The sequence below is a fragment of the Xanthomonas sp. NCPPB 2250 genome, assembly GCF_056725265.1.
In genome coordinates this window covers 5,002,865-5,029,693 of the sequence record NZ_CM161520.1, presented here as the reverse complement: position 1 = coordinate 5,029,693, position 26,829 = coordinate 5,002,865, and the positions used below count along the sequence as shown (strand labels likewise).

Genomic DNA, 26,829 nt, shown 5'->3' with positions numbered 1-26,829 from the left:
GGCGTTACCGGAGCACCGCCATGTACCAGCGCATCCTGATCGCCATCGATGGTTCCGAGTTGTCCGCCAAGGGTCTGCAGCAGGGGTTGGCGCTGGCCGCCGAGCTCGGCGCGGAGGTGGATATCGTCACCGTGTCCGAGCCCTGGGCGATGGGCATGTACGACGCGATGGGCTGGAGCGTGGGCTACGAGGCCAGCCCCGAATACCGTGAGGATCGCGAAGCCGGCGCGCAGAAGATCCTGGCACCGGCGCTGGCCGCGGCCGCGGCCACCGGGGTGACCGCGCACGGTCGCCACGTGCTCGACCGCTACGCCGCCGAGGGCATCATCGACATGGCCGTGGCCTGCAACAGCGACTTGATCGTGATGACCTCGCACGGCCGCCGCGGCATGAGCCGGGTCCTGCTCGGCAGCCAGACCGCGGAAGTGCTCGCCAACAGCCAGGTGCCGGTGCTGGTGATCCGCTGAGGCGCTGACCGGCCCGCGCCGGCGTCGGCGCGGTGCCGAACACGTTCGAGGCCGGCATCCGGCCACTGGTGGGAGCGACTTATCGCTTTGCCGCGACGCTTCGGCCTGTCACGCGGCTGCGCCGAGGGGCGACGCCGCGACAGGGGCTGCCAGCCGGCACGCGCGTGCATCCGTCCGTCTGGCAGATCGGGAAGATGCGCTCACGCTCGCGCGCGCCGCCGTTGGACGGCGCGCCGGGCCCGACATCACCAGCTATACAGCTTCCAGTATACCGGCGACACATTGTCCTTGCTGCCATCCACTTCCATGTGGCCGTCGCCGTTGCGGTCGTACAGGTAGTAGGCCGGGCCGCGCGCCGGGGTCACCTTGACCATGCGCAGCTGGCCGCCCACGCGGTACTCGTCGACGGTGTCGCCGTTGTCCATCTTGCGCTGGGTCGTTTCCGCGCCGCGCACGTCCATCGGCGCGCCGTCCGGGCCGAGGCCAGTGGAGGCGCAGCCCGCCAGCAGCAACAGCGGGATCAGGATCAGGGCTTTCATTGCGGTGTTCTCCACGGGCAGGACATGCGCAGAGTATGCGCCGAGTGTCTGCATGCGGTGTGGGAATGGCGCGGGCGGATGGCTGCTCAGTGGATCAGGTTGGCGTGTCGCTGCGCGCCGTACCCTCACCCCAACCCCTCTCCCGGTGGGAGAGGGGCTACGGCTTCTCCCTTCTCCCATCGGGAGAAGGTGCCCCGCAGGGGCGGATGAGGGTGCGGGCGCAGCCTCGTGGACCAAGCCGGCGCGTCGCTTGCGCCGTACCCTCACCCCAACCCCTCTCCCGATGGGAGAGGGGCTTTGGCTCTTCCTTCTCCCCTCGGGAGAAGGTGCCCCGCAGGGGCGGATGAGGGTACGGGCGCAGCGGCGTGGACCAAGCCAGCGCGTCGCTTCGCGTCGCACCCTCACCCCAACCCCTCTCCCGGTGGGAGAGGGGCTTTGGCTTCTCCCTTCTCCCCTCGGGAGAAGGTGCCCCGCAGGGGCGGATGAGGGTATGGGCGCAGCGGCGTGGACCAAGTCAGCGCGTCGCTTCGCGCCGGACCCTCACCCCAACCCCTCTCCCGGTGGGAGAGGGGCTACACGCGGCAGCGTAGAATTGGCCGATGAGCCGATTAGTCCTGATCGACGGGTCCAGTTACCTGTATCGCGCGTTCCACGCGCTTCCGCCGCTGACCAATGCCGCCGGCGAGCCCACCGGCGCGCTGTTCGGCGTGGTCAACATGTTGCGCGCCACCCTCAAGGAGCGCCCCGAGTACGTCGCCTTCGTGGTCGACGCGCCGGGCAAGACCTTCCGCGACGACCTGTACCCGCTGTACAAGGCCAACCGGCCGCCGATGCCCGACGAGCTGCGCGCGCAGGTCGAGCCGATGTGCCAGATCGTGCATGCGCTGGGCATCACCATCCTGCGCCAGGACGGGGTCGAGGCCGACGATGTGATCGGCACGCTGGCCCTGCAGGGCGCCGGCGACGGCCTGGACGTCACCATCTCCACCGGCGACAAGGATTTCGCCCAGCTGGTGCGCCCCGGCGTGCAACTGGTCAACACCATGAGCGGCAGCCGCATGGATTCGGACGCGGCGGTGATGGAGAAGTTCGGGGTCTGGCCGCACCAGATCGTCGACCTGCTGGCACTGATGGGCGACGCCATCGACAACGTGCCCGGGGTGGAGAAGTGCGGGCCCAAGACCGCGGCCAAGTGGCTGGCCGAGTATGGCTCCCTGGACGGGGTGATCGCCCATGCCGACGCCATCAAGGGCAAGATCGGCGACAACCTGCGCGCGGCGCTGCAGCGCCTGCCGCTGAACCGCGCACTGGTCACCATCAAGACCGACGTGGCGCTGGCCGGCGGGCCGCGCACCCTGGGCCTGCGCGAACAGGAGCCGGAGCAGCTGCGCGGCCTGTATCAGCGCTACGGCTTCACCCAGGCGCTGCGTGACCTGGACGGCGGCGTGGCCGCACCGGAGACCGCCAGCGAGGCCACGCCCAGCCTGCGCGGCACCGCAGCCGGTTACGCCCGGGCCGCAGCGCCGGCCGCCGATACGGCGCTGGACCCGGCGCTGGCCGCCAAGGGCGACTACACCGCGGTGACCACACCCGAGGCGTTCGAAGCACTGCTGGTGCGCCTGCGCGCCGCCGACGGCTTCGCCTTCGACACCGAGACCGACGCGCTGGACGCGATGCGCGCCAACCTGGTCGGGCTCAGCTTCGCCACCGAGCCGGGCCGCGCCGACTACCTGCCGCTGGGCCACGACTACCCGGGCGCGCCGGTGCAACTGGATCGCGCGCTGGCGCTGGAGATGCTCAAGCCACTGCTGGAGGACCCGGCCAAGCCCAAGGTCGGCCAGCACGGCAAGTACGACCTGCACGTGCTGCGCCGCCACGGCGTGGACGTGCGCGGCTACGCCGACGACACCATGCTGGAGAGCTTCGTGCTCAATTCCACCGCCAGCCGCCACGATATGGACTCGCTGGCCCGGCGCTACCTGGGCTACGACACGGTCAAGTACGAGGACGTCGCCGGCAAGGGCGCCAAGCAGATCGCGTTCTCGCAGGTGGCCATCGACGATGCCACCGGCTACGCCGCCGAGGACGCCGACATCACCCTGCGCCTGCACCGCACGCTGTCGGCGCAGCTGGACGCCGAGCCGGCGCTGGCGCGGGTCTACCGCGAGATCGAGATGCCGCTGGTGCCGGTGCTGGCGCGGGTCGAGGCCAACGGCGTGTGCGTGGACATCGCCGAGCTGCGCAAGCAGAGCCAGGAGCTGAGCCAGCGCATGCTGGCCGCGCAGCAGAAGGCCACCGAACTGGCCGGGCGCAGCTTCAACATGGACTCGCCCAAGCAGCTGCAGGCGGTGCTGTTCGACGAACTGAAGCTGCCGGCGGTGCTGAAGACCCCCAAGGGCCAGCCCAGCACCAACGAGGAGGCGCTGGAGGCGATCGCCGACCAGCACGAGCTGCCGCGGGTGATCCTGGAGTACCGCGGCCTGGCCAAGCTGCGCAGCACCTACACCGACAAGCTGCCGGAGATGGTCAACCCCGACACCGGTCGCGTGCACACCAGCTACCACCAGGCCGGCGCCGCCACCGGGCGCCTGTCCTCCTCCGATCCCAACCTGCAGAACATCCCGATCCGCACCGACGACGGCCGCCGCATCCGCCGCGCCTTCGTCGCCCCGCCCGGGCGCAAGCTGATCGCCTGCGACTATTCGCAGATCGAGCTGCGGATCATGGCCCACCTGTCCGAGGACCCGGGCCTGCTGCGCGCCTTCGGCAGCGGCGTGGACGTGCACCGCGCCACCGCCGCCGAGGTGTTCGGGCGCACGCTCGAAGAGGTCACCGGCAACGAGCGCCGCGCCGCCAAGGCGATCAACTTCGGCCTGATGTACGGCATGAGCGCGTTCGGCCTGGCCCGCAACCTGGGCATCGGCCGCGGCGAGGCCCAGGACTACGTGGCGCTGTACTTCAGCCGCTATCCGGGCGTGCGCGACTTCATGGAGCGCATGCGCGAGCAGGCGCGCACCCAGGGCTACGTGGAGACCCTGTTCGGCCGCCGCCTGTACCTGAACGACATCAACGCCCGCCAGCAGGGCCTGCGTGCCGGTGCCGAGCGTGCGGCGATCAATGCGCCGATGCAGGGCACCGCCGCCGACATCATCAAGCGCGCCATGGTCGGCGTGGATGCCTGGCTGCAGGACCACCGCGACCGCGCGTTGATGATCCTGCAGGTGCACGACGAACTGGTGTTCGAGGCCGATGCCGACTTCGTCGACACCTTGCTGCCGGAAGTGACCGGGCGCATGTCCGCCGCGGCGGAACTGAAGGTGCCGCTGGTGGTGGACAGCGGGGTGGGCGACAACTGGGACGAGGCGCATTGAGCGCCCGGGTTCCGGGCATGCACCCGGGACCCGGCCTGGCGCTGCGGTGTCTTGCGTAGACATCGCATGCGCATGCACGCCGTATATCGCAATGGGTTTTCCGAAGGATTATCTCGCCAGCGATTTTCGCTATCCCATTCGCGTTGGTTTTTTGACCCCATCGGGCGCGACTCGCCGCAAAATTCCTACTGGCGTCACACCCTGGGGCGTGCAGGATCGCTTTGATTGAACGGAATTTTGACGCGGTTTATTTGTACGGAGTTTTGGGAATGAATCCGTCCTTAATCTGACAAATTTTTAACTTAAATCTTCACGAACGAGCAAGGTGGGGAATGTTCTTATATCCCTCGACAGGCGCAATACCTGTCGCGGATCTCCTCCCATCCCCTGGAGCAGATCCAGGAACGGCGACTCCTCCCCAAGTCTCCGTTCCCTGGCCCCGCCGACCTCCCCCTGGTCCGCGGGGCTTTTTTATGCCCGCACGTTCGTGATGCCGCGCTGGTGGCGCGCGCGACCCGGCTCAGCGACGCGCGTCGGTGGGCTGTTGCAGTTGGTAGAGCGCGTCGTCCAGGGTGTCCAGCTGCGTGGCCAGCAGCGCGCGGGCATCGTCCAGGCCGCGGTTGTAGTAATGCGCGCCGATGCGCTCGGCGACGAAGTCGAGCAGGAATTCGGCCTCGAACGCGCCGACCTGCTGCTGCAACTCGGTGCGCAGGTAGGCCTGCAGTTGTTCGGCGATGGCGCGCTTGTCCTCGCGGCCCAGCACGGCGGTGCGTGCCGGCGCGCTCATGCCAGCCATTCGCGCGGGACCAGGTACTCGGCCAGGCGCGCCTCGGCGCTGCCCGGTTCGGGCTGGAAACCGTACTCCCAGCGCACCCGCGGCGGCAGGCTCATCAGGATGCTCTCGCTGCGGCCGCCGCTCTGCAGGCCGAACAGGGTGCCGCGGTCGTAGACCAGGTTGAATTCGACGTAGCGGCCGCGCCGGTACAGCTGGAACTCGCGCTCGCGCTCGCCCCAGGGCAGGCCGCGGCGGCGTTCCACGATCGGCAGGTAGGCATCGAGGAAGCCGTCGCCGACCGCGCGCTGGTAGGCGAAGTCGCGCTCGAAATCGGCATGCAGGTCGTCGAAGAACAGGCCGCCGACGCCGCGGGTCTCGTTGCGATGCTTGAGGAAGAAGTACTCGTCGCACCAGCGCTTGTGCGCCGCATAGCGGTCTTCGCCAAAGGGCGCGCACAGGTCGTGCGCGGTCTGGTGCCAGTGGCGGGCATCCTCGTCGAACGGGTAGTACGGGGTCAGGTCGAAACCGCCGCCGAACCACCAGGCCACGGTGGCGCCGTCGCGCTGCGCCTCGAAGTAACGCACGTTGGCGTGGGTGGTGGGGATGTACGGGCTGAGCGGGTGGAACACCAGCGACACGCCGACCGCGCGCCACGAGGCGCCTGCCAGTTCCGGGCGGTTGGCGCTGGCCGAGGGCGGCAGGCGGGTGCCGGCGACGTCCGAGAAGCCGATGCCGGCCTGCTCGAACAGCGCGCCGTCGCGCAGGATGCGGGTGCGGCCGCCGCCGCCCTCCGCGCGCTGCCACAGGTCTTCGGCGAAACGGGCCTGGCCGTCGGCGGCCTCGACCGCAGCGCAGATGCGGTCTTGCAGGCCAGTGAGATAGTCGCGAACTCGGTCGAAGGTATGCATGCCGCCATTCTAGAAGCTGGCTGTGTCAGGCGTCTGCGGCGCGCTGCCCGGACTGCGCGGGCCGGTCGGTCTGCGTCAGCGGCGGAACTCGGCGCGGAGCGCGGGGCGGCACAACTGGTAGACCAGCCAGCCGTGCAGGCCGGCGAAGACCAGGGCGGTCAGCGCGCCGCTGACCATGAGCGTGATCCGGCCCAGCGCCAGGTCGTGCTGGAGTTGCTGCGGGTCGAAGGCGTGCTGCGGCGCCCAGGCCTGCAGCAGGTCGAGCAGTTGCCACAGCAGCGGCAGCACCGCGAAGTTGGCTACGGCGGTGACCACGAGGAACACGATGAAGGCCCGCCGCGCCCAGTCGCGCCGCTGCAGCAGCGCCCACGACGCCGCGCACAGGCCCGCCGACAGCAGCGCCGACAGCCAGGACAGCGCCAGCGCATGGGCGACGCACCACTGCAGCAGCGGCGGCAACGGCAGCCCGGCCTCGCGCAGCACGCCCTCGATCGCCCCGTCCGGCAGCGTCAGTAGCAGTAGCGCCTGGCCCAGCGAGTACAGCAGCGACAGCACCCCGATCAGCAGCGAGAGCTTGGCCATCGCATCGATATTCTGGTTGCGGGCGGCAGGGCGGGGCAGCGGCGGAGGCGACATCGGCGGTCCTTCGGGGCGGGGCGGCGCTGGCGGCGCCGCACCGGCGGTAGTCCGGCAAGGATAGGGATGGCGGAGCAGGGCGCAAGCCGGCATGGCGGGCGAGGGGGGCGCCTGTGCCGGTGCGCGGTCTCTGGTCAGGGCGCGGTCGATCCGGTGGGGCTCTAAGGTCGTGCCGATGCCGGACGGCTTGGCTGCGGGCGCTCGCGTAGAAGCGGATTCAGCCGCGACGGGCCTTACCGGGAAAGCCTCGTCGCGACTGAAGTCGCTCCCACAGGGGCTTGCGGCGAGCCCGCCGGGTGCACTGTGGGAGGGACTTCAGTCCCGACGCATTGCGCCATCGGAAGGCTCACCACGTCGCGCGTCGCGGCTGCACGACGGTTGACTCCTAAGGAGCGGCGCGATGCATGGCGGACGCAGGAGGTTGGCGGTGTCTGCGGCCACCGCGCGGCGGCTCCCCGGCGCCTGCCGCACGTCGACGGCAGGCACCTCGGCGCGCACTCGGCTCAGCGCAGCTCGCGCTCGAACAGCTTGAGGATGCGCTTGTACTCGTCCAGCCAGGAGTCGGCGCGGGTGAAGCCGTGCTTCTCCAGCGGGTACGGCGCGATCTCCCAGTTGTCCTTGTGCAGCTCGATCAGCTTCTGGGTCATGTCCACCGAGTCCTTGAAGAACACGTTGTCGTCGACCATGCCGTGGGCGATCAGCAGGTGGTCGCGCAGGCCGCTGGCGTATTCGATCGGCGAGGAGGTGCGGTAGGCCTCCGGGTCCAGGTCCGGGGTGTTGAGGATGTTGGAGGTGTACTCGTGGTTGTACTGGCTCCAGTCGGCCACCGGGCGCAGCGCGGCGCCGGCCTTGAACGTGCCGGGGCTGCGGAACAGCGCCATGTAGGTCATGAAGCCGCCGTAGGAACCGCCGTAGATGCCGGCGCGGCCACGGTCGCCCTGCTTGCTGTCGACCAGCCAGTCCAGGCCGTCCAGATAGTCCTCCAGTTCCGGGTGGCCCATGTCGCGGTAGATCGCGGTGCGCCAGTCGCGGCCGTAGCCGGCGCTGGCGCGGTAGTCCAGGTCCAGCACGATGTAGCCCTTCTGCACCAGCAGGTTGTGGAACATCTGCTCGCGGAAGTACGGGGTGTAGCGCGCCGACACGTTCTGCAGGTAGCCGGCGCCGTGCACGAACATCACCACCGGATAGCGCTTGCCCGGCTCCGGCTGCGCCGGACCGTAGTACTTGCCCCAGACGGTGCCGGCGCCGTGCTTGGACGGCACCTGCACGAACTGCGGCTGCACCCACTGCCGCGCCTTGAACGCGGCGCTGCGGGTATCGGTGAGCACGCGCGCGTTGCCGCCGGCGGCCGGCAGCACCGCCAGTTGCGGCGGCAGGTAGGGGCCGGAGTAGTGTACCAGCAGTTGCTGGCCGTCCGGCGACAGCGCGAAGTCCTCCACGCCGTCCAGCGACGTCAGCTCGGCGACGCTGTCGTTGCGCAGGTCGAGCTTGCACACCTCGTAGTCGCCCGGCCACTTGCGGTTGCACAGGAACAGGAAGCCTTGGCCGTCGGCGCTGACCACCGGCGCGGACACTTCCCACTTGCCGGAAGTGCGCTGGCGCGGCTTCTCGTTGCCGCGCTGGGTGTACAGGTGCGAATAGCCGGACTGCTCGGACAGCAGCCACAGCGTCTGGTTGTCCGGCATCCAGCCGAAATCGTTGAAGCTCCAGTTGATCCAGGCCGGGTCGGTCAGGCGGTGGCGCGGCTGCAGCACCGCCTTGTCCAGGTCGACGCTGGCGATCCAGCGATCCTTGTTGTCCACCGCCCGCAGCAGCACGGCGACGTTGCGGCCGTCCTCGCTCCAGTGCATCGAGGCGCCGCTGCCGTCGCCGTCGGTTTCCACGCGCACCGCGCGCGGACCCTGCAGCGGCTCCTGCTTGGCGGCCTTGCGTAGCGCCGCCAGCGGATCGGTGCCGATGCCGGGCAGCACCGACAGGTCGAGCTTGCGCGCGCTGCCGGCCACCGCATCGACCAGCCACAGGGTCTGCGCCACCGGCGAATTGCGCCCGACCAGGGTGCGCGCTTCCTGGAACTCGGCGTAGCCGGATTCGGTCACGTACTTGGGCATCTTGCTGTCGCGGCCTTCCTCGGCGCCCTTGGCATGGGTCACCACCAGCAGGTGGCGGCCATCCGGCGACAGCGCACTGTCGTCGACCACCACGTCGTCGCCCAGGTACACCGGCGCCGGCGCGCGGCTGCTGTCGGCGCGGCGCCAGGCCTGCTCCTGCTGGCGCAGCAGCTCGCGCTGGGCGCGGTCGCGGGCCAGGGTCTCCAGCGTGCGCAGCTGCTGGTCGCGCAGCACGTCGGGCTTGGGCGCGGCATCGGGATCGCGCTCGGCCTTGAGCACTGCGGCCTGCTGCACGCCGCCGCCGGGGCTCCAGCGGTACCAGTCGTTGCCGACCCGCCACAGCGCGCCGCCATCGGTGGTGAACTGCGGCCGCGCGGCGGCCTGGTTGCTGCGGGTCAGCTGGGTCAGCGCACCGCTGCGCAGGTCGCGCAGGAACACGTCGCCGTTGCGCACGAACAGCATGCGCTGGCGGCGTGCGTCGTAGACCGGGTTGGCCGCGTCCAGGGTGCTGCGCTGCGCGTCCTCGACCCGCTGCGCGGCGCCGCCGTCGACGCCCTGGCGGTAGGTGTCGCGCACCGGGCTGCCGGTGCGCTTGAGCTGGTACTGCACCTGGTGCCCGTCCCAGGCCCACCAGGCGTCCTCGACCGGCGGCCCGATCCAGTCCGGATCGGCCATGGCCTGCTCGATGGTCAGCGGGGCGGCGGCATCCTGGGCCGCGGCCAGCGGCGGCAGGCAGGACAGGGACAGCAACACAACAGCGCTCAGGGCGAGACGACGCATCTGGACTTCCGGGCGAACGGCAAACCGCAAGCGTAGCAGCCGCCAGGGTTGTGGCGATTGCGCCATCGGTCATGGGCGGGGGCTTCACGGGGATCCTGCAGCTCCGTCCCGTCATGGCGATGCCACGTGAGGGTGAGTGATGAGGCCTTGGCAGCGATGCCGACCCTGCTGAAGGCACTTGTCCGCCGTGACCGTGCCACTTCATGCGTTCCGCGGGCGTCGCATCCTGAGACGTCTTGGCACTGCGCGTGGTGAGGCTCATGATGTGAAACACACAGGGCAGGTTTGGCGTGTTGCGGCCCTGCGGCCATCTGCCTTGATGCATGGTCGTCATGGGGGGACATTGAAAACGCGATTTCTTTGGATCATCTGGCTGGCCTTACTGGCTGGCGTCGCCGTCGTGCTGGTCCTGCATCTGGCGCGCCCCAGTGTGGTATCCGGCGTCTATACCGCGCTGGCGCTGTGCAGCCTGGCTGTGCTGGGTATCCAACGGCGAATGCGATTGTCGCGTGCGATTGCACAGGTGAACCCGGCGCTCGACGCCTATCTGACCTATGTGCCATTCCTGAAGGGGGAAGGCATCAACGATTTCCGTGCAATCAACTGGTTGTTCAGTGCTGGATCGACGGGTAGTGCGCGCCTGGATGCCTTGCGAGCCGACCAAAAGCGCTTTCTCCTTTGGACCGTGTCGGTATTGCTGTCGATTCCGGTGGTGAATATCGTCAGTTCTTTCTTTTGAGGCTGGTTGGAGCGCCGGCATTGGTGGCGCTCCCTGATGCGACCTTGGGGCCGTAGCACCTGATGACGCCCTGCATGCGCGCGCTGCGACGCCGATGCAGACGTTCTGCGCACCTTGCTCGCCGGGCGCCGATCCGCCGGGGCGCCGTTGGTCCGGCGGGCAGAGCCATAACGTCGCGCCGGACGCCGCTGCGACAAACCGTCACATCCCATTTCGCCGCGCTGCACCAACAATAGGCATCGTTTCCGCTGCCTCAGGCGCTACCCATGGACGCCCTGCTGCTGTCACGTATCCAGTTCGGATTCGTCATCAGTTTCCACGTGCTGTTCCCGGCCTTCACCATCGGCCTGTCGAGCTGGTTGGCGTTCCTGGAGTGGCGCTGGCTGCGCACCCGCGACACCGTGTGGCGCGATCTGTACTTCTTCTGGCTGAAGATCTTCGCCGTGTCCTTCGGCATGGGCGTGGTCAGCGGCATCGTGATGAGCTTCCAGTTCGGCACCAACTGGGCGGTGCTCAGCGAACGGGCCGGCAACATCCTTGGTCCGCTGCTCAGCTACGAGGTGCTGACCGCGTTCTTCCTGGAGGCCTCGTTCCTGGGGGTGATGCTGTTCGGCTGGCACAAGGTGCCGGAAAAGCTGCATTTCCTGGCCACCTGCCTGGTCGCCATCGGCACGCTGATCTCCACCTTCTGGATCCTCTCGGCCAACAGCTGGCTGCAGACGCCGGCCGGCTACGCCGTGGTCGAGGGCGTGTTCCACCCCGCCAACTGGCGCGAGGTGATCTTCAATCCCTCGTTCCCGTACCGGCTCACGCACATGGTGCTGGCCGCATTCATCACCACCTGCTTCGTGATCGGCGGGGTCAGCGGCTGGTACCTGCGTCGCGGCGAGCATCTGGATGCGGCCGGGCGCATGCTCAAGCTGGCGGTCGCCTTCGCCGCGATCGCGCTGCCGCTGCAGATCGCCGCCGGCGATGCGCATGGCCTGAATACGCTCGAGCACCAGCCGATTAAGGTGGCGGCGATGGAGGGGCACTGGCACGGCGAGGCGCCGGGGCAGGGCGTGCCGCTGGTGGTGTTCGCGGTGCCGAACGAGGCCGCCGAGCGCAACGACTACGAAGTGACCATTCCGCGCCTGGGCAGCGTGATCCTGACCCATACGCTGGATGGCGAGATCACCCCGCTGACCGCGGTGCCGGCGGACGAGCGGCCGCCGGTGAAGCCGGTGTTCTACGCGTTCCGGGTGATGGTCGGGCTGGGCATGGCGATGCTGTTGTTGGCGCTGGTGTCGCTGTTCTTCTGGTGGCGCGGCACGCTGCTGCGCAGGCGCGCGCTGCACCTGGCGTGGAACGCGATGCTGCCGGCCGGGTTCGTGGCGCTGGTCGCCGGCTGGTTCGTCACCGAGATCGGGCGCCAGCCATACGTGATCTATGGCCTGCTGCATACCCGCGACGCGATCAGCCCGACGCTCAGCCCGGCGATGGTGTGGATCTCGCTGAGCGTGTACGTGCTCGCCTACGCGCTGGTGTTCGGCTTCGGCAGTTGGTACATCCTGCGCATGCTGCGCCATGGGCCGCTGCCGCACGAGCCGGCGCCGCGCATGCAGGAGGGCGACAAGACCCCGGCGCGGCCGCTGTCGGCGGCCGACGACGACATCGAGGAGACCCGCTGATGGACATGGCGACCGTATTGCCGGTGATCTGGTTCGGCGTGATCGGCTTTGGCGTGCTGATGTACGTGCTGCTGGACGGCTTCGTGCTCGGCCTGGGCATCCTGGCGCCGTTCGCCGAGGACGAGGACCAGCTCGACCTGATGATGAACACCGCCGCGCCGATCTGGGACGGCAACGAGACCTGGCTGGTGCTCGGCGGCGCCGGCCTGCTGGCGGCCTTCCCCAAGGCCTACGCGATCGTGCTGTCGGCGCTGTACCTGCCGGTGCTGCTGATGCTGATCGCGCTGGTGTTCCGCGGCGTGGCCTTCGAGTTCCGCTTCAAGGCGCGCACCTCCAAGTACCTGTGGGGCTGGGCGTTCGCGCTGGGTTCGCTGTGCGCGGCGTTCTGGCAGGGGGTGATCCTGGGCGCGCTGGTGGAAGGCATGCCGCTGCAGGACGGCAAGTACCTGGGCGGCGTGCTGGGCTGGTTCAGCCCGTTCTCGATGCTCACCGGCGCGGCGGTGGTGTTCGGCTATGCGCTGCTCGGCGGCAGTTGGCTGATCCTCAAGACCGAGGGCGCGATGCAGCGCATCGCCCGCACCCTGACCCGGCCGCTGGTGCTGGTGGTGGTGGTGTTCATGGGCCTGGTCAGCGCCTGGCTGCCGTTCCTGGACTCGCGGATCATGGCGCGCTGGTTCCACGACGGGAATTTCTGGTGGTTGTCGCCGGTGCCGCTGCTGGTGCTGATCAACGCGGTGGCGCTGTGGCGTGCGGCGATGGCCCAGGGCCGCGATGCGCGTCCGTTCGTGCTGACCCTGTGCTTCTTCGTGCTCGGCTTCTTCGGCCTGGTGATGGGCATCTGGCCGAACATCGTGCCGCCCGGGCTGACCATCTGGGAAGCGGCCTCGCCGCCGTCTTCGCAGGGCTTCGTGCTGGCCGGGCTGGCGGTGCTGCTGCCGGTGATCCTGGGCTACACCGCGTGGTCGTACCGGGTGTTCCGCGGCAAGATCACCGCCGACACCGGCTACCGCCACTGACGGCGGCCGCCGCGGCGGGCGGCCGGCTTGCCAGCGGCGGCGGTGGCGGCCAAGCTACCGGCTCCCGCGCCGTGCGGGTCATCGCCCGCCCGAGCCGCCGCCCCGCATGTCCGCCGTTTCCTCCGAGATTCCCGCCGCGCCCCTGTTGCATCCGCTTGCCGTCGGCGACGCGCGGCGCCCGCTGGCCTTCGCCAACGGCGAACACATCGACCTGGCCACCTTCCTCGGCCACGTGCGCGGCCTGGCCGCGGTGCTGCCGGCCGGCCGGCACGCGCTGAACCTGTGCGAGGACCGCTATCGCTTCATGGTCGCGTTTTGTGCGGTGGCGCTGCGCGGGCAGACCTCCCTGCTGCCGTCCTCGCGCGCGCCGGCGGTGGTGGCCGAGGTACAGCGCACCCATGCCGACTGCTATTGCCTGGGCGACCAGGCGCTGGCCGAGCCGCCGCCGCGCCACTGGCAGTTGCCGGACGCGCTGCCGTCGCTGGACGGGCCGATGCCGCAGCTGGCCGACGACGCGCTGGTGGCGATCGGCTTCACCTCCGGCAGCACCGGCGCGCCCAAGCCCAATCCCAAGACTTGGGGCAGCTTCCTCACCAGCACCCGCCAGGACCTGCTGGCGCTGGTCGGGCTATGGCCGGACACGGCGGTGCCGCAGGTGGTGGCCACGGTGCCGCCGCAGCACATGTACGGCATGGAGCTGTCGATCCTGCTGCCGCTGGTGACGCCGCTGGCGGTGCACGCCGGGCGGCCGTTCTTTCCCGAGGACGTGGCGCGCGCGCTGGCGCAACTGCCGGCGCCGCGGCTGCTGGTGACCACGCCGGTGCATCTGCGCGCGCTGGTCGAATCCGGTGTCGTCCTGCCGCCGCTGGCCGGCATCGTCTCGGCCACCGCGCCGTTGGCGCAGGAACTGGCCGCCGCCGCCGAGGCGCGCTTCGGCGGCGAGGTGCGCGAGATGTTCGGCTCCACCGAAACCTGCGTGTTCGCCAGCCGTCGCACCGCCTGCGAAGTGCCGTGGACGCCGCTGCCCGGCGTGCGCGTGGCGCCGCAGCCGGACGGCACCCTGGTGCACGCGCCGCATCTGCCGCAGCCGGTGCTGCTGGCCGACCTGATGGAAGTGGATGCCGACGGCCGTTTCCAGGTGCGCGGGCGCCAGGCCGACCTGCTGGAGATCGCCGGCAAACGCGCCTCGCTGGCCGACCTCACCCGGCGCCTGCTGGCCCTGCCGGGCGTGGTCGACGGCGCGATGTTGCAACTGGATCCGGAACCGGGCCAGGCGGTGGGCCGCATCGCCGCGGTGGTGGTGGCACCGACCCTGGACGAGGCCACGATTCTCGCCGCCCTGCGCCGCGAGCTGGATCCGGTGTTCCTGCCGCGCCGCCTGCGCCTGCTCGACGCCCTGCCGCGCAACGAGACCGGCAAGCTGCCGCGCGATCGCATGCTGGCGTTGTTGGCGGCGGGTCGCGAGGACTGAGGCTCTGCCGGTAGGGCGCTGGCCTAGCGCCCATCGACCAGGCGCCAGCGTGGCAAGATTTGCGCAGCGCAGTGCGCTGTCGTCCGCCGCGCGGTGTGGCTGGGAGCGGCTTGCAACCCCATACGTTGGTGTTCGTATACTGCGCCCATCGCTTCGCGCCGCAAGGATGTGCCGCATGCCCCATCGGGCTTCTCTCGTCCTGATCGCCTCGCTGCTGTGCGGGGCCTGCACCCATGCGCCCGCGCGGACGCCTGCCGTTGCGCCTCCTGCCAAGGAATCTCCCGCCATGACCTCGTCCCCCTCGTCCGGCGCCGCCGATCAGGCCGCCGCGTCCGTGTCGCCCAAGCTGAGCGCCGAGCAGATGCTCAGCCGATTGCTGACCTTGATCCGGACCAGCAGGAGCGTCGCCGAATTCACGCCGGAGCGCTTGCGTGAGGTGATGGGGGTGGCGGTCGAGCGTGGGGAGAACGGCGTGGACCGTTATGGATTTGGGGAGCAGGTAAGCCCGGAGTGGGCTCATGGCTTTGAGGTCGATATGCGTGCCGTTCCTCCCCGTTTGGACTTCGGATTCAATCCGGTCGTCTCAGGCGCTTCGCCGCAAATGGGGGATATCTGCCAACTCGACTTCGATCAATTCACTCATCAGTTGGAAGAAATGGGATTTGCCCGTCAGCATAATTTCGATTCGCCTCCGCAGCCGGCCCCAGGGCAGCCGAATCTGCTGAATGGTCGGCTTCTGTACGACTCTTTTGATCGTCCGGGAATGCATGTGGAGGTCTATCCCGAAGGTGAGCATGTGTGGACATCGGACACAGGCAGCGGTCGTTCCTGCGTCAGGACGATCGTTGTCACTTGATCGCAGGAGAGCAACATGGCGGGGCTCAGTCCACAAGCTGAAACTATCATTTCGGCATTTTCTACCCAACCTGGCGTCACTCGAGAGCAAGCGGATAATTTGCGGGCGATCGTCAATGCTTCTCCTGCATTGGTAGATCAGTTCAACGCGGCAGTTGAGCGACAGTACCTGAAGCAGATCGTGCCACTGACCAATCCGAATGCTGGCGGTGAGTACGAGCCTCAGACGCAGTCCATGCGGATTCCCCTGGCACGACTCACGGCGCTGCCTGGAGGCAGGTTGCCCGCTGCCGGTGAGCTGACATTCGTGTTGGGGCACGAGCTGCAACACGGTTTCAATGCCGCTGACACTGCGCAAGCGCGCGAAGCTTTCCATGACGCGGTGAAGCACATTGCGCGGCACCAGTCAGAGCCTCGCGACTATACCGAGCCTCTCAACACTTTATTGTCTCAGCACCGGCGAGATGAGGCTGGAGCAGAAATTGCGGGATGGAACGCTGTCGTAAGCAGGGTGAAAGCAGTCAATCCCCATCCATCGCTTCAAGACATCTATCGCGAGCAGCCAGGTCGAATGGCTGACTTTATTGAGGTCAAGAGCGGGCCGCGCGGTTTGTCCTATGAGCTGAAGCAGAGCTTGAGCATCGATAGCGATCTGACGCTTAGTCCAACCCCGGGCAATCTGGAGGCAATGGGGCAGAACTACTTCGATAAGCTGCCTAGAAGCCCGGGTGGCCTGGGCGCGCTCGGAAACTCTGACTATCCCAACTACTACGCAGCCAATTCGATCTCGTTCATCGCACAGAAGGAGCGAGCAAGCCATCCGCCCCAACCTGGCAACGACACCCCGCAGATCGCGCTGAACCTGTCGCGACTGCATCTGCGTGAATCGTTGCTGGAAGAGAACGGGCTGGATCTGGGCAGGGATCGGCGTCCTCTGCCGTACTTCGACACCAGCACGCAGCCGCCGGTCGCGGGACTGCTGCAGCACACCGCCGACACCCATCGGCACATGTCGCCCCTGGCCAACGGGTTGCCCGAACCGTCAACGCCTCCCGCGCAAGGCGCCGAGGCGCACCGGAGCGACGATCCCTCGCTACCGGGGCATCCGGATCACGCGTTGCTGGAACAGATCCGCGCAGGCATGCGCAGGGTCGACGCAGACCTGGGCAAGGCCTACGACCACGACAGCGAGCGGCTCAGCCGCAGCCTGCTGGCGGCCTGCAAGGACAATCGCGACATGTATCCGGGCGCGGCGGGCTATTCGCTGGCGGGCAACGCGTTGGAGCGGGTCGACCACGTGCTGCTGGGGAAAACAGGCAACCTGATCGCCGTGCAGGGCGCACTGGACGACCCGGCGATGAAGCGCGCGGTCGTTCCGGTGGCACAGGCGTTGGCCACGCCCGTGGAACAGTCGGACCAGAAACTGGCGCTGGCCAATCAGGCGCTGGGGCAGGAGCAGCAGCGCAGCATACATCCGGAATTGGACCGTAACCTGGCCGCGCCGACGCGTTAGAGCATGTCGCCACTGCGTGGCCGGCGAGATGGGATGACCATGCGTGGAAGGCAGCGGTGCGAAACATCGACGCATACGCGCTTGCTCTGCCACGTCCGGCGTCCAACGTGATTTGCGCCGGGCAAGCAGCGAAACGGCATCCGTCCCACACAGACCGCACTTGGGCGCAAGCCCAGGGACAGCGCGCCGCAAGGGCGCAACCGTCGCAGCAGCGGCGGTGTCGGTACCCGCTCAGGAAAGCGCGGCGGCGACTTGCGCAAACAGGTGCTGCAGATCCACCGGCATGCGGGTGTCCACGTCGATCACCGTCCCCAGGCCGATCGGGCCGGGATAGTCGGCAAGCAGGTCGGGCGGCAGTTCCCGCAGGGGGTGCGCCGCATGCTGCCTGCCCGTCGCGGCGCGCGCGCGGAAGCGGCGCAGGGTCTCGTCATGGCCGCAGTGGCAATGGACTTCCACTAGCCTCGCCTCCAGTGCGGCGATCCTGCCGCGTTCGTAGTCGCTGCCGGGCCGGAAGTTGGCTTCCAATACCGCGTGCGGACTGCGCTGTGCCAGCGACCAAAGGACCTCCATCGCTGCGCCGCCGAGACGGCGCGATGCGGCGAGATCGCCGCCGCCATCGCTCAGGGCGTCGGTCAGCGTCTCCTTGATGAAATCCTTGCAGAACAGCGGAAAGCCCAGGTGCGCCGCCAACGGTACCGCCAGCGTGGTCTTGCCGGCGCCGGGGGCGCCGGACACCAGGACGATCTTGCGTCGCCGCTCAACCATGGACGCCGTCGATCTCCACCGCCAGTTCGTCGCGGCAGATCACCGCGTGCAGCAGCAGGCGCGGGACGCGGTCGCCGAAGCGGGCGTCGAGGGCATCGGCGACCAGCGGCAGGTCGCCGGGCTCGCGCACGTAGACCTTGAGGCGGGTGCCGTCGCCGAACTGCGGTGGCAGGTCCGGGGCGTGTTCGCGCGCGGCGGCCAGCAGGGCATCGAAGTTGGCGAAGGTTTCCTCCAGCTGCGCCAGCAACTGGCCCTGATGCATGGAGGCGTGGCCGACCACGCTGGCGGTGCCCGACAGCAGCAGCGGCATGTCGCTGCCGGCCGGCGGCAGCATGGCGCGGGCGAAGCTGGGCGGCTGCGGGCCGTACTGGCGCGGGTAGCGGTAGGCGCTGACCTGGCGCGGGTTCTCCAGCGGGGTGCCGGCCTGCGCGGCGGCCAGCCAGTAGATCTGCATCACCCGCGCGTCGTCGCAGCGGCCGACCGCGGTCGCCGCGGGCAGTTGGGTGGCGTCGAAATCGCCCAGTCCGCGCGCACGGCCGACGCAGAAGCGCCGGTAGCGCTCGCGGTCGCCGCTGCCCAGGGTGATCGCGTCGAGGTAGTTCCAGATGCGCAGCAGGCGCGGCGTGGCACTGCCGGCGACGAAGGCGCTGATCTGCGCGTAGGCGAGCGCGGCGGCTTCCTCGATGTCCAGGTCGACCTGGCGCTCGTCGATCTCGATGACGCCGAACTGCAGGCGGCCGTCGCTGGCCCAGGCGATGGCGCCGTCGCGGCCGCTGTGCACCGGGGCATCGGTGCGCCATACCTCGAGCATGCGCGGGCCGTGCGGCTGCAGCGGCACGCGCAGGTAGCGCGGGTCGTCGTGGTAGGGCGCGGTCTCGCCGAAGCCGAATACCGCCAGCACCCGGTCCTCGTCCAGCAACCGGCCCGGATCGGTCTCGGCGACGTAGTCCACCTGCAACTGCGGATGGCCCTGCGTGTGGTGCGGAAACTGCAGGTGCGGGCGGCTCATGGTGTTTCTCCGTGCAAGGTGTCGCCGTGGAACGATTCGCGGGCCTGGCGGCGGCGGTGGCGCCAGGCGCGCCATGCCCGCGGCAGCATCGCCACTGCGGACAGCGCATAGATGGCACGGAACACCCGCAGGCGGCGCAGTACCGCACGGTTGTCGAAGACGTCGCCGGCGAGCATCGCCACCACCGCCTGTTCCACCTGCAGCACGTTGCGCGGTTGCGCGAACAGCTCGCGCATGGTCGGCGAGGTGAAGCGGTAGATGAACCACTTGAACTCGTCCAGGCCGCCGCGCAGGTGCCGTTGCAGGCGCCGCTGCAGCCGCGCCTCGCTGGCCGGGTCGCGCAGCGCCGCGTCGACCACGGACGCGCCACGCTCGGCGCTGTGCATGGCCAGGTACACGCCGGAGGAGAACATCGGGTCGACGAAGGCGTAGGCGTCGCCGAGCATCAGCCAGCGCGGCCCGCTCATGCGCGTGCATTCGTAGGCGTAGTTGCCGGTGGCGTGCACCGGCGCCACGCGCTGCGCGCCGGCCATGCGCGCCACCACGTCCGGATTCAGCGCCAGCGTGCGCAGCAGGAAGGTCTCGCTGTCGCAGCCCTGGCGGGTCTTCATGTACTCCGGGTCGCACACCGCGCCCACGCTCATCACGTCGTCGGGCAGCGGGATCAGCCACATCCAGCCGTGCGCGTGGCGATAGATGCTGATGTTGCCGGCGTCCTCGCCGGGGCGCCGCGCCACCCCGCGGAAATGGCTGAACAGCGCCGCCGACTGGTGCCGCGGATTGGCGCGCTTGAGCTTGAGCTTGTTGCCGAGGAAGGTGTCGCGGCCGCTGGCGTCGATCAGGTAGCGCGGCCGGTAGTGGCGCACACCGTCGGCGCCGCGCGCCTGCACCGTCGGCGCCTCGCCGTCCAGCTGCACCGCTTCGACGCGGACGCCCTCGTGCACGTCGGCGCCGACCGCACGCGCCTGCGCGAACAGCACCCGGTCGAAGTCGGCGCGCGGCACCTGCAGCGCGAAGTCGGACTGCGCGCCCAGCGCGTGCGCGAAGCGGAAGGTGTTGTAGCCGCCGGCATCGTTGGGGAAATCGGCGCCGAGCTTGAGCACGCCGATCGCCCGCACCTGGTCGAGCACGCCCAGCCGCTGCAGGATCGGCATGTTCATCGGCAGCAGCGATTCGCCGATGTGGAAGCGCGGATGGTGGTCCTTTTCCAGCACGGTCACCCGCCAGCCGCGTTGCGCTAGCACGATCGCCGCCGCGCAGCCGGCCGGCCCCCCGCCGATCACCAGCACGTCGGGCGTGTCTGCCGCGGCGTCGCGTGCGGTGGGGGGAGGGGAAGCAACAGCGGCGGACGTCATCCTGAGGGAACCTGCGGGCGCAACGGCGGGGCGAAACGGCATGATAGCGTGCCGTTCGCGGGCCGATGGTTGCGCCGCAGCGCCCGATGCACCATCTTGTCGCACCCGTCCTTTCGCCTGGAAGCCCCTGGATGTCTTCGCAAACCGCCGCCGAACGTGAACTGGCCGAGCTGCTGGTCGAGAGCCTGAACCTGGAAGACGTCCAGCCCGGCGACATCGATCCGGAGGCGCCGCTGTTCAATACCGGCCTGGGGCTGGACTCGATCGACGCCCTGGAACTGGCGCTGGCGATCAGCAAGCGCTACGGCTTCCAGCTGCGCTCGGACAACGACGAGAACCGCCGCATCTTCGCCTCGCTGCGCGCGCTGTCGGCGCATGTCGAAGCCAACAAGACCAGCTGAGCCGGCCGACGCCGCGCCCTGGGCGCTGGCCCTGGGCGTGCTGCTGGCGCTGGCCTACTCGCCACTGGCGCACTGGGCCAATGCCGCGCACCGCCCGGACCTGGCGGTGCTGGCCGGCGCGGCGCTGGTGCTGATGGTGCTGGTGGAGCCGATGGCGCGCTGGCGGCCCTGGGCCTGGGCGCTGGCCATCGCCGCGACGGCGGCGCTGGTGCCGCTGTGGCGCTCGCCGCACGCACTGCTGCTGCTGGCCGCGCCGCCGGTGCTGTTCACCGCCTGGGTGGCCTGGTTCTTCGGGCGCAGCCTGCAGCGCGGGCGCACGCCGCTGATCACCCGCATCGTCGAGGCCCTGTACCGGCAGGCCGGCATGCCGATCACCCCGGAGCAACTGCGCTACACCCGTCGCCTGACCCTGGCCTGGACCCTGCTGCTGGTCGGGCTGACCCTGCTCAACTTGGTGCTGGCGCTGTGCGCGCAGCCCAGCGGGGTGCTGGCGCAGCTGGGCCTGGCCGCGCCGCTGCCGATCAGCGATGCGCGCGCCTCGCTGTTCGCCAATCTGCTGGGCTACGGGGTCATCGGCGGCTTCTTCGTCGGCGAGTACCTGCTGCGCGGGCGCTGGTTTCCGCAGCGTCCCTACCGTAATCTGCCCGACTTCCTGCACCGGCTGGCGCGGCTGGGGCCGGTTTTTTGGCGCGATCTGTTGCGCTGACGCGCGCAGTGCAGGGGACGCAAGGGTCGTGCAGATCATCAAGGAAAACAGCAAGTTGCCGCAGGCAGGGATGCCCTCGCGCATGGCCTGGGCCGTGTGGAACACCCTGCAGCTGGCATTTACCCTGGCGCACACCGCGCTGGGCATCGTCGTCGCGTTGGTGCTGCTGTGGCTGACCGGGCCGCGCCTGCCGCTGCGCATGGGCGCGCGGTTCTGGGCGCCGGTGCTGCTGTTCGGCGCCGGGGCACGGCTGGAGGTGGAGGGCCAGGAGCGGGTGGACTGGTCGCGCAACCACCTGTTCGTCAGCAACCACCAGTCGATCATCGACATCTGCGCGCTGTTCATGGCGCTGCCGGTGCCGCTGCGCTTCCTGCTCAAGGACGAGATGCTGAAGGTGCCGTTCGTGAACTGGTATGCGCGCGCGACCGGCATGCTGTTCCTGGACCGCGACAGCCGCCGCGCCGGGGCGATGATGCGGCGCGAGGCGGCGGCGTTGCTGCGCCGTGGCGAGGACCTGTGCCTGTTCCCGGAAGGCACCCGCAGCCGCAGCGGCGCGCTGGCCGAGTTCAAGGCCGGGTTGCTGCAGGCCGCGATCGACGCTGGGGTGGACGTGGTGCCGGTGGCGCTGGACGGGGCGGGCAAGGTGCTGCCGCCGACCAGCCTGTTCCGGGTCCGGCCCGGCGTCATCCGGGTGCGGATCGGCACGCCGATCCGGGTGAACGGCGAGGACGGCCCGCTGAACCGCCAGGAAGTGACCCAGCGCGCGCACCAGGCCGTCCGTGCCATGCTCGAACCCAGGATATGAGTCGCCCGTATGCAATTCGTCGTACCGCATGATCATCCCAGCCTGCCCGGCCACTTCCCGGGCCGCCCGGTGGTGCCCGGCGTCGTGGTGCTGGACCACGTGCTGCAGGCCGTCGAGGCGGCGCACGGCGCGCGCGCGCCGCTGCGCCTGCCGCAGGTGAAGTTCCTGCAGCCGCTGCTGCCCGGCCAGCCGGCGCGGGTGGAACTGGACGGTGCCGCGCCGCGCTGGCGCTTCCGCGTGCTGCGCGGCGAGGACCTGCTGGTCAGCGGCGAGCTGAACGCCGAGGCGGCGCCGTGAGCGCCGGCTGGAAGCAGCGCCCGGAAGGCGGCGGCCGCTTCGCCCTGTGGCTGATCCGCAGCATCGCCCGTTATGGCGGCCGCGCCGTCGGGCGCCTGCTGCTGTACCCGATCACCCTGTACTTCCTGCTGGTGCGCGGCCCGGAGCGGCGCGATTCGCGGCATTACCTGAGCCGCGTGTTCGACCGCCCGGCCACGCTGCTGGAGGTGGCCCGGCACATCCACACCTTCGCCTCCACCATTCTCGACCGGGTGTTCATGCTGTGCGGGCAGATGCACCGGTTCCGGGTGCAGATCCGCGGCCTGGACCAGTTGCACACGCAGATGGACCGCGGCCGCGGCGTGCTGATCTTCGGCTCGCACCTGGGCAGCTTCGACGCGCTGCGGGTGCTGGCCACCGAGCGCCCGGACGTGCAGGTCAAGGTGGTGCTGGACAAGGCGCACAACCCGGCGATGACCGAACTGCTGGGCGCGCTGAACCCGCAACTGGCCGCCAACATCATCGACGCGGGCATGGACAGCACCTCCATCGTCATGGCGATCAAGCAGGCCACCGACGAGGGCGCGCTGGTCGCGCTGCTGGTGGACCGGCCGCGCCCGGAGGATCCGGCGCTGCCGGCCGCCTTCATCGGCCAGGGCGCCATGTTCCCGACCTCGCCGTGGTTGATCGCCGCCGCGCTCAAGGTGCCGGTGGTGCTGGCATTCGGGCTGTACCGCGGCGGCAACCGCTACGAGCTGGTGTTCGAGACCTTCAGCGAAGGCCTGGACCTGCCGCGCCGGCAACGTGCGCCGGTGCTGGCCGCGCTCATCCGCGATTACGCCGCCAGGCTGGAGCATTACACCCGCTCCGCGCCCTACAACTGGTTCAACTTCTACGACTTCTGGAACAACCGCCATGCCGATGCGCCGCACCTTGCCGTGGATGCTGATACTGCTGTGCAGCGCCGCACCGCTGAGCGCCGCATCGCCTGAGTTGCCGGACGCCGACTGGATCCTGCAGAAGCTGGCGCGGCCGGCGCCGGTCAGCACCGCCTTCGTCGAACTGCGCGGCTCGGCGCTGCTGAAGGCGCCGCTGCGGGTGCAGGGCGAGTACCGCCGCCCGGACGCGCAGACCCTGGTGCGCGAGGTCACCGCGCCGTACCACGAGACCACCACCCTGCGCGGCGGCGAAGCCACGCTGGAGCGCGACGGCAAGCCGCCGCGGCGCTTCTCGCTGGCGCGGGTGCCGGAACTGGCAGGCCTGCAGAGCGGCTTCGGCGCGCTGCTGTCCGGCGACCGCGCACTGCTGCAGCAGCAGTACAGCATCAGCAGCAGCGGCACCCGCGAGCGCTGGCAGCTGCAGCTGCAGCCCAAGGACCCGGCCGTGGCCGCGCACGTGCGCAGCCTGCGCCTGTACGGCCGTGGCGCCGAACTGCGCTGCATCGAGACCACCCCGGCCAAGGGCGACGTCCAGCGCACCCTGCTGGCCGGTGCTGCGCAGGCCGCCGGCACCCTCGCCGACGGCGCTGCGCTGACCGCGCTGTGCCACGGCGACGCGGCGTGATCCCCGCACGAGGCGCCCGCCGGCAGCGTGCTGCCGGCCCGACGGCTGCGCGCGCGGCGGCTGATCGCGCGGTGCAGGCAGACGTGGGGACGCGGCGATGAAGCGTGCTCTCAGTTCGAAGATGCGCATCTCGCTGGCGCTGCTGTGGCTGGCGCTGCTGACCGTGGCCGGGATCTGGCTGGGCAATGCGCTGCAGGTGTCGGGGGACTTGCGCAAATTCATGCCGGAAGCCCGCACCCCGGCGCAAAAGCTGCTGCTCGACGAGCTCGGCGAGGGCCCCGGCTCGCGGCTGCTGCTGATGTCGCTGTCCGGGGCCGATCCGGCCACGCTGGCCAAGCAATCGCAGGCGCTGCATGCCGAACTGGCCGCGCAGCACGACGTGTTCGAACTGGTCGCCAATGGTGCCGATGCCGGCCTGGACGCGATCCCGCCGCGCCTGTTGCCGTACCGCTACCTGCTCAGCGACAGCTTCGACGCCAGACCGCTGGATGCGCCGACCCTGCGCGATGCGCTGCAGGCGCGGCTGCAGGACCTTGGCTCGCCGGCGGCGGCGATGGTGGAGCCGTTGTTGCCGCGCGATCCGACCCTGGAAGTGCTGCACCTGGCCGAGAGCCTGCAGCCGGCCGGCGGCCCGCAGCAGCGCGACGGGGTGTGGTTCGACCGCGCCGGCAAGGACGCGCTGCTGGTCGCGCAGACCCGTGCCGCCGGCTTCGACCCCACCGGTCAGCAACGCGCGGTCGATGCGATCCACGCCGCCTTCGCCAAGGTCAGCGCCGGCACCAGCAGCAAGCTGACCCTGACCGGCCCCGGCGCGTTCTCGGTGGAGATCGGCGGGCGCACCCAGAACGAGGCGCAGTGGATCGGCACTCTGGATACGGTGGGGCTGATCGTGTTGCTGCTGGTCGCCTACCGCAGCTGGAAGATCCCGGTGCTGGGCGTGCTGCCGCTGGCCAGCGCCGGCCTGGCCGGGCTGGGCGCGGTGGCGCTGCTGTTCGATGGCGTGCACGGCATCACCGTGGCGTTCGGCTTCACCCTGATCGGCGTGGTCCAGGACTACCCGATCCATCTGTTCAGCCACCAGCGCCCGGGCCTGGATCCGCGCGAGAACGCGCGCCATCTGTGGCCGACGCTGGCCACCGGCGTGGTCTCCACCTGCATCGCCTACGTCACCTTCCTGTTCTCCGGCGTGGACGGCCTGCGCCAGTTGGCGGTGTTCACCATCGCCGGCCTGCTGGTGGCCGCGCTGACCACGCGCCTGCTGCTGCCGGCGCTGATCGATCCCTCGCCGCGCGACCATGCGGATTCGCCGATGCTGGAGCGGCTGTGGCGCGGCATCGCGCGGCTGCCACGGCCGCGCTGGTCGCTGGTGCCGCTGGCCCTGCTGGCGGCCGCGGTCATCGTGTTCGCGCCGGGCCCGTTCTGGCAGAACGACCTGTCCAAGCTGACCCCGGTGCCGGCCGACGGCCTGGCCCGCGACGCGCACCTGCGCCAGGAACTGGGCGCGCCGGACGTGCGTTACGTGCTGGCGCTGCCGGCCGCCTCCGCCGATGCCGCGCTGGCCGCGTCCGAACGCCTGCGCCCGCGCCTGGACGCGCTGGTGGCGCAGGGCGAACTGGCCGGCTACGACATGGCCGCGCGCTACCTGCCCAGCGCCGCCACCCAGCGCCGACGCCAGGCCGCCTTGCCCGATCCGGCGCAGGCGCAGGCGATCACCGCCGCCGCGGTCGCCGCCACGCCGTTCCGTGCCGACGCCTTCGCGCCGTTCCTGGCCGACCTGCAGGCCGCGCGCACGGCGCCGCTGCTGACCGCGCGTGCGCTGCGCGGCACGCCGCTGGCCACGCCCGTCGGCGGCCTGCTGCTGGAGCGTCCGGACCGCGCCACCGCGCTGGTGTCGCTGACCGGGCTGCGCGATCCGGCGCAGCTGGCGCGCGCGGTGCAGGGCAGCGGCGCGCAACTGCTGGACCTGAAGGACGCCTCCGAATCGCTGGTCGCCGCCTACCGCGGCCGCGTGCTCGCCGCGCTCGGCGTGGCCGCGGTGCTGCTGGCGCTGACCGTGGCGATCGCGCTGCGCACGCCGCGGCGGATCGTGCGCGTGCTGCTGCCGATGGCGCTGACCACGCTGCTGATCCTGGCGATCCTGCGCGGCTGCGGGGTCGAGCTGAACCTGTTCCACCTGATCGCGCTGATCCTGGCCGCCGGCCTGGGCCTGGACTACGCGCTGTTCTTCGACCACGCCGGCGACGACCGCGCCGACCAGTTGCGCACCCTGCATGCGCTGATCGTGTGCAGCCTGATGACCCTGCTGGTGTTCGCGCTGCTGGCCGCCTCCAGCATCCCGGTGCTGCGCGCGATCGGCAGCACCGTGGCGCTGGGCGTGCTGTTCAATTTCGTGCTGGCGCTGCTGATTTCGCGCGAGACCACCAGCGAGGCCCGGGAGAGCCGCCATGCACACTGAGCCCTTGCACGGACGCGACGCGATCGCCGCGCTGGTGCCGCACCAGGGCCGGATGTGCCTGTGGGACGAGGTGGCCGCCTGGGACGCGCAGCGCGTGCTGCTGCGCAGCGGCGCGCATCGCCAGGCCGCGCATCCGCTGCGCAGCGGCGGCCGACTGCACGCGCTGCACCTGTGCGAGTACGGCGCGCAGGCGATGGCGGTGCACGGCGGCCTGCTCGGTCGCGCCGCGGGCACGCCGGTGCGGCCGGGCATGCTGGTGGCGCTGCGCGGGGTGCAGTTGCATGTCAGCGAACTGCAGGACCTGGCCGGGCCGATCGAAGGCGAGGCCGAGGTGCTGCTGCAGGCCGAGGACAGCCAGCAGTACGCCTTCCGCATCACCCATGCCGGGCAGTTGCTGGCCGAGGGTCGCGCGACGGTGATGCTGGGCGCGGCGTGACCGCGTGGCGTCGACGGCCCTGCAGTGGCGACGAACGCAGTCTGCGAGGACCCGACCTTGGAGGGCGTCGGGACTGAAGTCCCTCCCACAGTGCGCCCGGGCAACGCAATGCAACTCCCTGTACCCGCGTCGTGCATGCCGGGGCAACCGCTGGGCGAGGGCCGCGCCCCGGTAATGCCCATCGCGGCTGAAGCCGCTCCTACAAAAAGA

At 69.9% G+C, this 26,829-nt stretch carries 24 protein-coding genes; 16 read left to right on the top strand and 8 right to left on the bottom strand.

Annotated features, from left to right (window positions below):
• Positions 1–20: 20 nt before the first annotated feature.
• Complete coding sequence (locus AC1PMG_RS20660) at positions 21–467, top strand: universal stress protein (RefSeq protein ID WP_481110092.1); 447 nt, start codon at positions 21–23, stop codon at positions 465–467.
• Positions 468–712: 245 nt separating this feature from the next.
• On the opposite strand, the gene AC1PMG_RS20655 is transcribed toward AC1PMG_RS20660, so the two are convergent.
• The gene (locus AC1PMG_RS20655) at positions 713–1,006 is read right to left on the bottom strand and encodes a DUF2782 domain-containing protein (RefSeq protein ID WP_254459595.1); all 294 of its coding nucleotides are present in this window, start codon (positions 1,004–1,006) and stop codon (positions 713–715) included.
• Between the two features lie 599 nt (positions 1,007–1,605).
• On the opposite strand from AC1PMG_RS20655, the gene polA reads away from it, so the two are divergent.
• On the top strand, positions 1,606–4,377 hold the full coding sequence (gene polA / locus AC1PMG_RS20650) for a DNA polymerase I (RefSeq protein WP_481110091.1): 2,772 nt from the start codon (positions 1,606–1,608) through the stop codon (positions 4,375–4,377).
• 520 nt (positions 4,378–4,897) lie between these two features.
• Here polA and AC1PMG_RS20645 read toward each other — a convergent pair.
• From AC1PMG_RS20645 to AC1PMG_RS20630, 4 genes are all read right to left on the bottom strand, one after another.
• Complete coding sequence (locus tag AC1PMG_RS20645; RefSeq protein WP_017914139.1) at positions 4,898–5,164, bottom strand: DUF2164 domain-containing protein; 267 nt, start codon at positions 5,162–5,164, stop codon at positions 4,898–4,900.
• Positions 5,161–6,060 carry an oxygen-dependent coproporphyrinogen oxidase gene (gene hemF, locus AC1PMG_RS20640; RefSeq protein WP_150411374.1) on the bottom strand — a complete coding sequence of 300 codons (900 nt, stop codon included), beginning with the start codon at positions 6,058–6,060 and terminating at the stop codon, positions 5,161–5,163. Before hemF ends, AC1PMG_RS20645 begins: the two co-directional genes overlap by 4 nt.
• Before the next feature lie 75 nt (positions 6,061–6,135).
• On the bottom strand, positions 6,136–6,696 hold the full coding sequence (locus AC1PMG_RS20635) for a hypothetical protein (RefSeq protein ID WP_481110090.1): 561 nt from the start codon (positions 6,694–6,696) through the stop codon (positions 6,136–6,138).
• A gap of 503 nt (positions 6,697–7,199) precedes the next feature.
• Positions 7,200–9,584 carry a S9 family peptidase gene (locus AC1PMG_RS20630; protein ID WP_481110089.1) on the bottom strand — a complete coding sequence of 795 codons (2,385 nt, stop codon included), beginning with the start codon at positions 9,582–9,584 and terminating at the stop codon, positions 7,200–7,202.
• A 178-nt stretch (positions 9,585–9,762) separates the two neighbouring features.
• Between AC1PMG_RS20630 and AC1PMG_RS20625 the strand changes: the two genes are divergently transcribed.
• The 6 genes from AC1PMG_RS20625 (at position 9,763) to AC1PMG_RS20600 (ending at position 16,848) form a co-directional block, all read left to right on the top strand.
• Positions 9,763–10,323, top strand: a complete 561-nt coding sequence (locus AC1PMG_RS20625; RefSeq protein WP_481110088.1) for a hypothetical protein — start codon at positions 9,763–9,765, stop codon at positions 10,321–10,323.
• 266 nt (positions 10,324–10,589) lie between these two features.
• Complete coding sequence (locus tag AC1PMG_RS20620; RefSeq protein ID WP_481110087.1) at positions 10,590–11,993, top strand: cytochrome ubiquinol oxidase subunit I; 1,404 nt, start codon at positions 10,590–10,592, stop codon at positions 11,991–11,993.
• On the top strand, positions 11,993–13,009 hold the full coding sequence (gene cydB, locus AC1PMG_RS20615; protein ID WP_481110086.1) for a cytochrome d ubiquinol oxidase subunit II: 1,017 nt from the start codon (positions 11,993–11,995) through the stop codon (positions 13,007–13,009). Before AC1PMG_RS20620 ends, cydB begins: the two co-directional genes overlap by 1 nt.
• Positions 13,010–13,115: 106 nt before the next feature.
• Positions 13,116–14,480, top strand: coding sequence for an AMP-binding protein (locus AC1PMG_RS20610; protein WP_481110085.1), 1,365 nt, complete (start codon positions 13,116–13,118; stop codon positions 14,478–14,480).
• Positions 14,481–14,766: 286 nt separating this feature from the next.
• Complete coding sequence (locus AC1PMG_RS20605) at positions 14,767–15,336, top strand: hypothetical protein (protein ID WP_481110084.1); 570 nt, start codon at positions 14,767–14,769, stop codon at positions 15,334–15,336.
• Between the two features lie 15 nt (positions 15,337–15,351).
• Positions 15,352–16,848, top strand: coding sequence for an XVIPCD domain-containing protein (locus tag AC1PMG_RS20600; protein ID WP_481110083.1), 1,497 nt, complete (start codon positions 15,352–15,354; stop codon positions 16,846–16,848).
• 231 nt (positions 16,849–17,079) lie between these two features.
• Here the strand turns inward: AC1PMG_RS20600 and AC1PMG_RS20595 are convergent, their stop codons facing one another.
• The 3 genes from AC1PMG_RS20595 to AC1PMG_RS20585 form a co-directional block, all read right to left on the bottom strand.
• Positions 17,080–17,538: a P-loop nucleotide/nucleoside kinase family protein gene (locus AC1PMG_RS20595; protein ID WP_481110082.1), complete on the bottom strand. Its 459-nt coding sequence runs from the start codon at positions 17,536–17,538 to the stop codon at positions 17,080–17,082.
• 67 nt (positions 17,539–17,605) lie between these two features.
• On the bottom strand, positions 17,606–18,622 hold the full coding sequence (locus tag AC1PMG_RS20590; RefSeq protein ID WP_481110081.1) for a chorismate transformation FkbO/Hyg5 family protein: 1,017 nt from the start codon (positions 18,620–18,622) through the stop codon (positions 17,606–17,608).
• A complete protein-coding gene (locus tag AC1PMG_RS20585) occupies positions 18,619–19,977 on the bottom strand; it encodes an NAD(P)/FAD-dependent oxidoreductase (RefSeq protein WP_481110080.1) in 1,359 nt (452 codons plus the stop codon). Before AC1PMG_RS20585 ends, AC1PMG_RS20590 begins: the two co-directional genes overlap by 4 nt.
• 131 nt (positions 19,978–20,108) lie before the next feature.
• Here AC1PMG_RS20585 and xanC point away from each other — a divergent pair, with 131 nt between their 5' ends.
• From xanC to AC1PMG_RS20545, 8 genes are all read left to right on the top strand, one after another.
• Positions 20,109–20,378 carry a xanthomonadin biosynthesis acyl carrier protein XanC gene (gene xanC / locus AC1PMG_RS20580; protein WP_003470209.1) on the top strand — a complete coding sequence of 90 codons (270 nt, stop codon included), beginning with the start codon at positions 20,109–20,111 and terminating at the stop codon, positions 20,376–20,378.
• Positions 20,353–21,084 carry a COG4648 family protein gene (locus AC1PMG_RS20575; RefSeq protein ID WP_481110079.1) on the top strand — a complete coding sequence of 244 codons (732 nt, stop codon included), beginning with the start codon at positions 20,353–20,355 and terminating at the stop codon, positions 21,082–21,084. The genes xanC and AC1PMG_RS20575 overlap by 26 nt, the downstream gene beginning before the upstream one ends.
• A gap of 55 nt (positions 21,085–21,139) precedes the next feature.
• On the top strand, positions 21,140–21,889 hold the full coding sequence (locus AC1PMG_RS20570) for a lysophospholipid acyltransferase family protein (protein ID WP_481111728.1): 750 nt from the start codon (positions 21,140–21,142) through the stop codon (positions 21,887–21,889).
• A 9-nt stretch (positions 21,890–21,898) separates the two neighbouring features.
• Positions 21,899–22,186 carry an ApeI family dehydratase gene (locus AC1PMG_RS20565; RefSeq protein ID WP_342073684.1) on the top strand — a complete coding sequence of 96 codons (288 nt, stop codon included), beginning with the start codon at positions 21,899–21,901 and terminating at the stop codon, positions 22,184–22,186.
• Complete coding sequence (locus tag AC1PMG_RS20560; protein WP_320741080.1) at positions 22,183–23,157, top strand: LpxL/LpxP family acyltransferase; 975 nt, start codon at positions 22,183–22,185, stop codon at positions 23,155–23,157. Before AC1PMG_RS20565 ends, AC1PMG_RS20560 begins: the two co-directional genes overlap by 4 nt.
• Complete coding sequence (locus AC1PMG_RS20555; RefSeq protein ID WP_481110078.1) at positions 23,081–23,728, top strand: LolA-related protein; 648 nt, start codon at positions 23,081–23,083, stop codon at positions 23,726–23,728. The genes AC1PMG_RS20560 and AC1PMG_RS20555 overlap by 77 nt, the downstream gene beginning before the upstream one ends.
• A 97-nt stretch (positions 23,729–23,825) precedes the next feature.
• Entirely contained in the window at positions 23,826–26,183 is a 2,358-nt protein-coding gene (locus AC1PMG_RS20550; protein WP_481110077.1) for an MMPL family transporter, read from the top strand.
• 4 nt (positions 26,184–26,187) lie between these two features.
• Complete coding sequence (locus AC1PMG_RS20545) at positions 26,188–26,619, top strand: hotdog family protein (protein WP_481111727.1); 432 nt, start codon at positions 26,188–26,190, stop codon at positions 26,617–26,619.
• Positions 26,620–26,829: the final 210 nt, after the last annotated feature.

Excerpts from the sequence above, each read along its gene's own strand:
- AC1PMG_RS20660 (WP_481110092.1), top strand. The coding sequence starts at position 21 with ATGTACCAGCGCATCCTGATCGCCATCGATGGTTCCGAGTTGTCCGCC.
- AC1PMG_RS20655 (WP_254459595.1), bottom strand. The coding sequence starts at position 1,006 with ATGAAAGCCCTGATCCTGATCCCGCTGTTGCTGCTGGCGGGCTGCGCC.
- polA (WP_481110091.1), top strand. The coding sequence starts at position 1,606 with ATGAGCCGATTAGTCCTGATCGACGGGTCCAGTTACCTGTATCGCGCG.
- AC1PMG_RS20645 (WP_017914139.1), bottom strand. The coding sequence starts at position 5,164 with ATGAGCGCGCCGGCACGCACCGCCGTGCTGGGCCGCGAGGACAAGCGC.
- hemF (WP_150411374.1), bottom strand. The coding sequence starts at position 6,060 with ATGCATACCTTCGACCGAGTTCGCGACTATCTCACTGGCCTGCAAGAC.
- AC1PMG_RS20635 (WP_481110090.1), bottom strand. The coding sequence starts at position 6,696 with ATGTCGCCTCCGCCGCTGCCCCGCCCTGCCGCCCGCAACCAGAATATC.
- AC1PMG_RS20630 (WP_481110089.1), bottom strand. The coding sequence starts at position 9,584 with ATGCGTCGTCTCGCCCTGAGCGCTGTTGTGTTGCTGTCCCTGTCCTGC.
- AC1PMG_RS20620 (WP_481110087.1), top strand. The coding sequence starts at position 10,590 with ATGGACGCCCTGCTGCTGTCACGTATCCAGTTCGGATTCGTCATCAGT.
- cydB (WP_481110086.1), top strand. The coding sequence starts at position 11,993 with ATGGACATGGCGACCGTATTGCCGGTGATCTGGTTCGGCGTGATCGGC.
- AC1PMG_RS20610 (WP_481110085.1), top strand. The coding sequence starts at position 13,116 with ATGTCCGCCGTTTCCTCCGAGATTCCCGCCGCGCCCCTGTTGCATCCG.
- AC1PMG_RS20605 (WP_481110084.1), top strand. The coding sequence starts at position 14,767 with ATGACCTCGTCCCCCTCGTCCGGCGCCGCCGATCAGGCCGCCGCGTCC.
- AC1PMG_RS20600 (WP_481110083.1), top strand. The coding sequence starts at position 15,352 with ATGGCGGGGCTCAGTCCACAAGCTGAAACTATCATTTCGGCATTTTCT.
- AC1PMG_RS20590 (WP_481110081.1), bottom strand. The coding sequence starts at position 18,622 with ATGAGCCGCCCGCACCTGCAGTTTCCGCACCACACGCAGGGCCATCCG.
- AC1PMG_RS20585 (WP_481110080.1), bottom strand. The coding sequence starts at position 19,977 with ATGACGTCCGCCGCTGTTGCTTCCCCTCCCCCCACCGCACGCGACGCC.
- xanC (WP_003470209.1), top strand. The coding sequence starts at position 20,109 with ATGTCTTCGCAAACCGCCGCCGAACGTGAACTGGCCGAGCTGCTGGTC.
- AC1PMG_RS20575 (WP_481110079.1), top strand. The coding sequence starts at position 20,353 with ATGTCGAAGCCAACAAGACCAGCTGAGCCGGCCGACGCCGCGCCCTGG.
- AC1PMG_RS20565 (WP_342073684.1), top strand. The coding sequence starts at position 21,899 with ATGCAATTCGTCGTACCGCATGATCATCCCAGCCTGCCCGGCCACTTC.
- AC1PMG_RS20555 (WP_481110078.1), top strand. The coding sequence starts at position 23,081 with ATGCCGATGCGCCGCACCTTGCCGTGGATGCTGATACTGCTGTGCAGC.
- AC1PMG_RS20550 (WP_481110077.1), top strand. The coding sequence starts at position 23,826 with ATGAAGCGTGCTCTCAGTTCGAAGATGCGCATCTCGCTGGCGCTGCTG.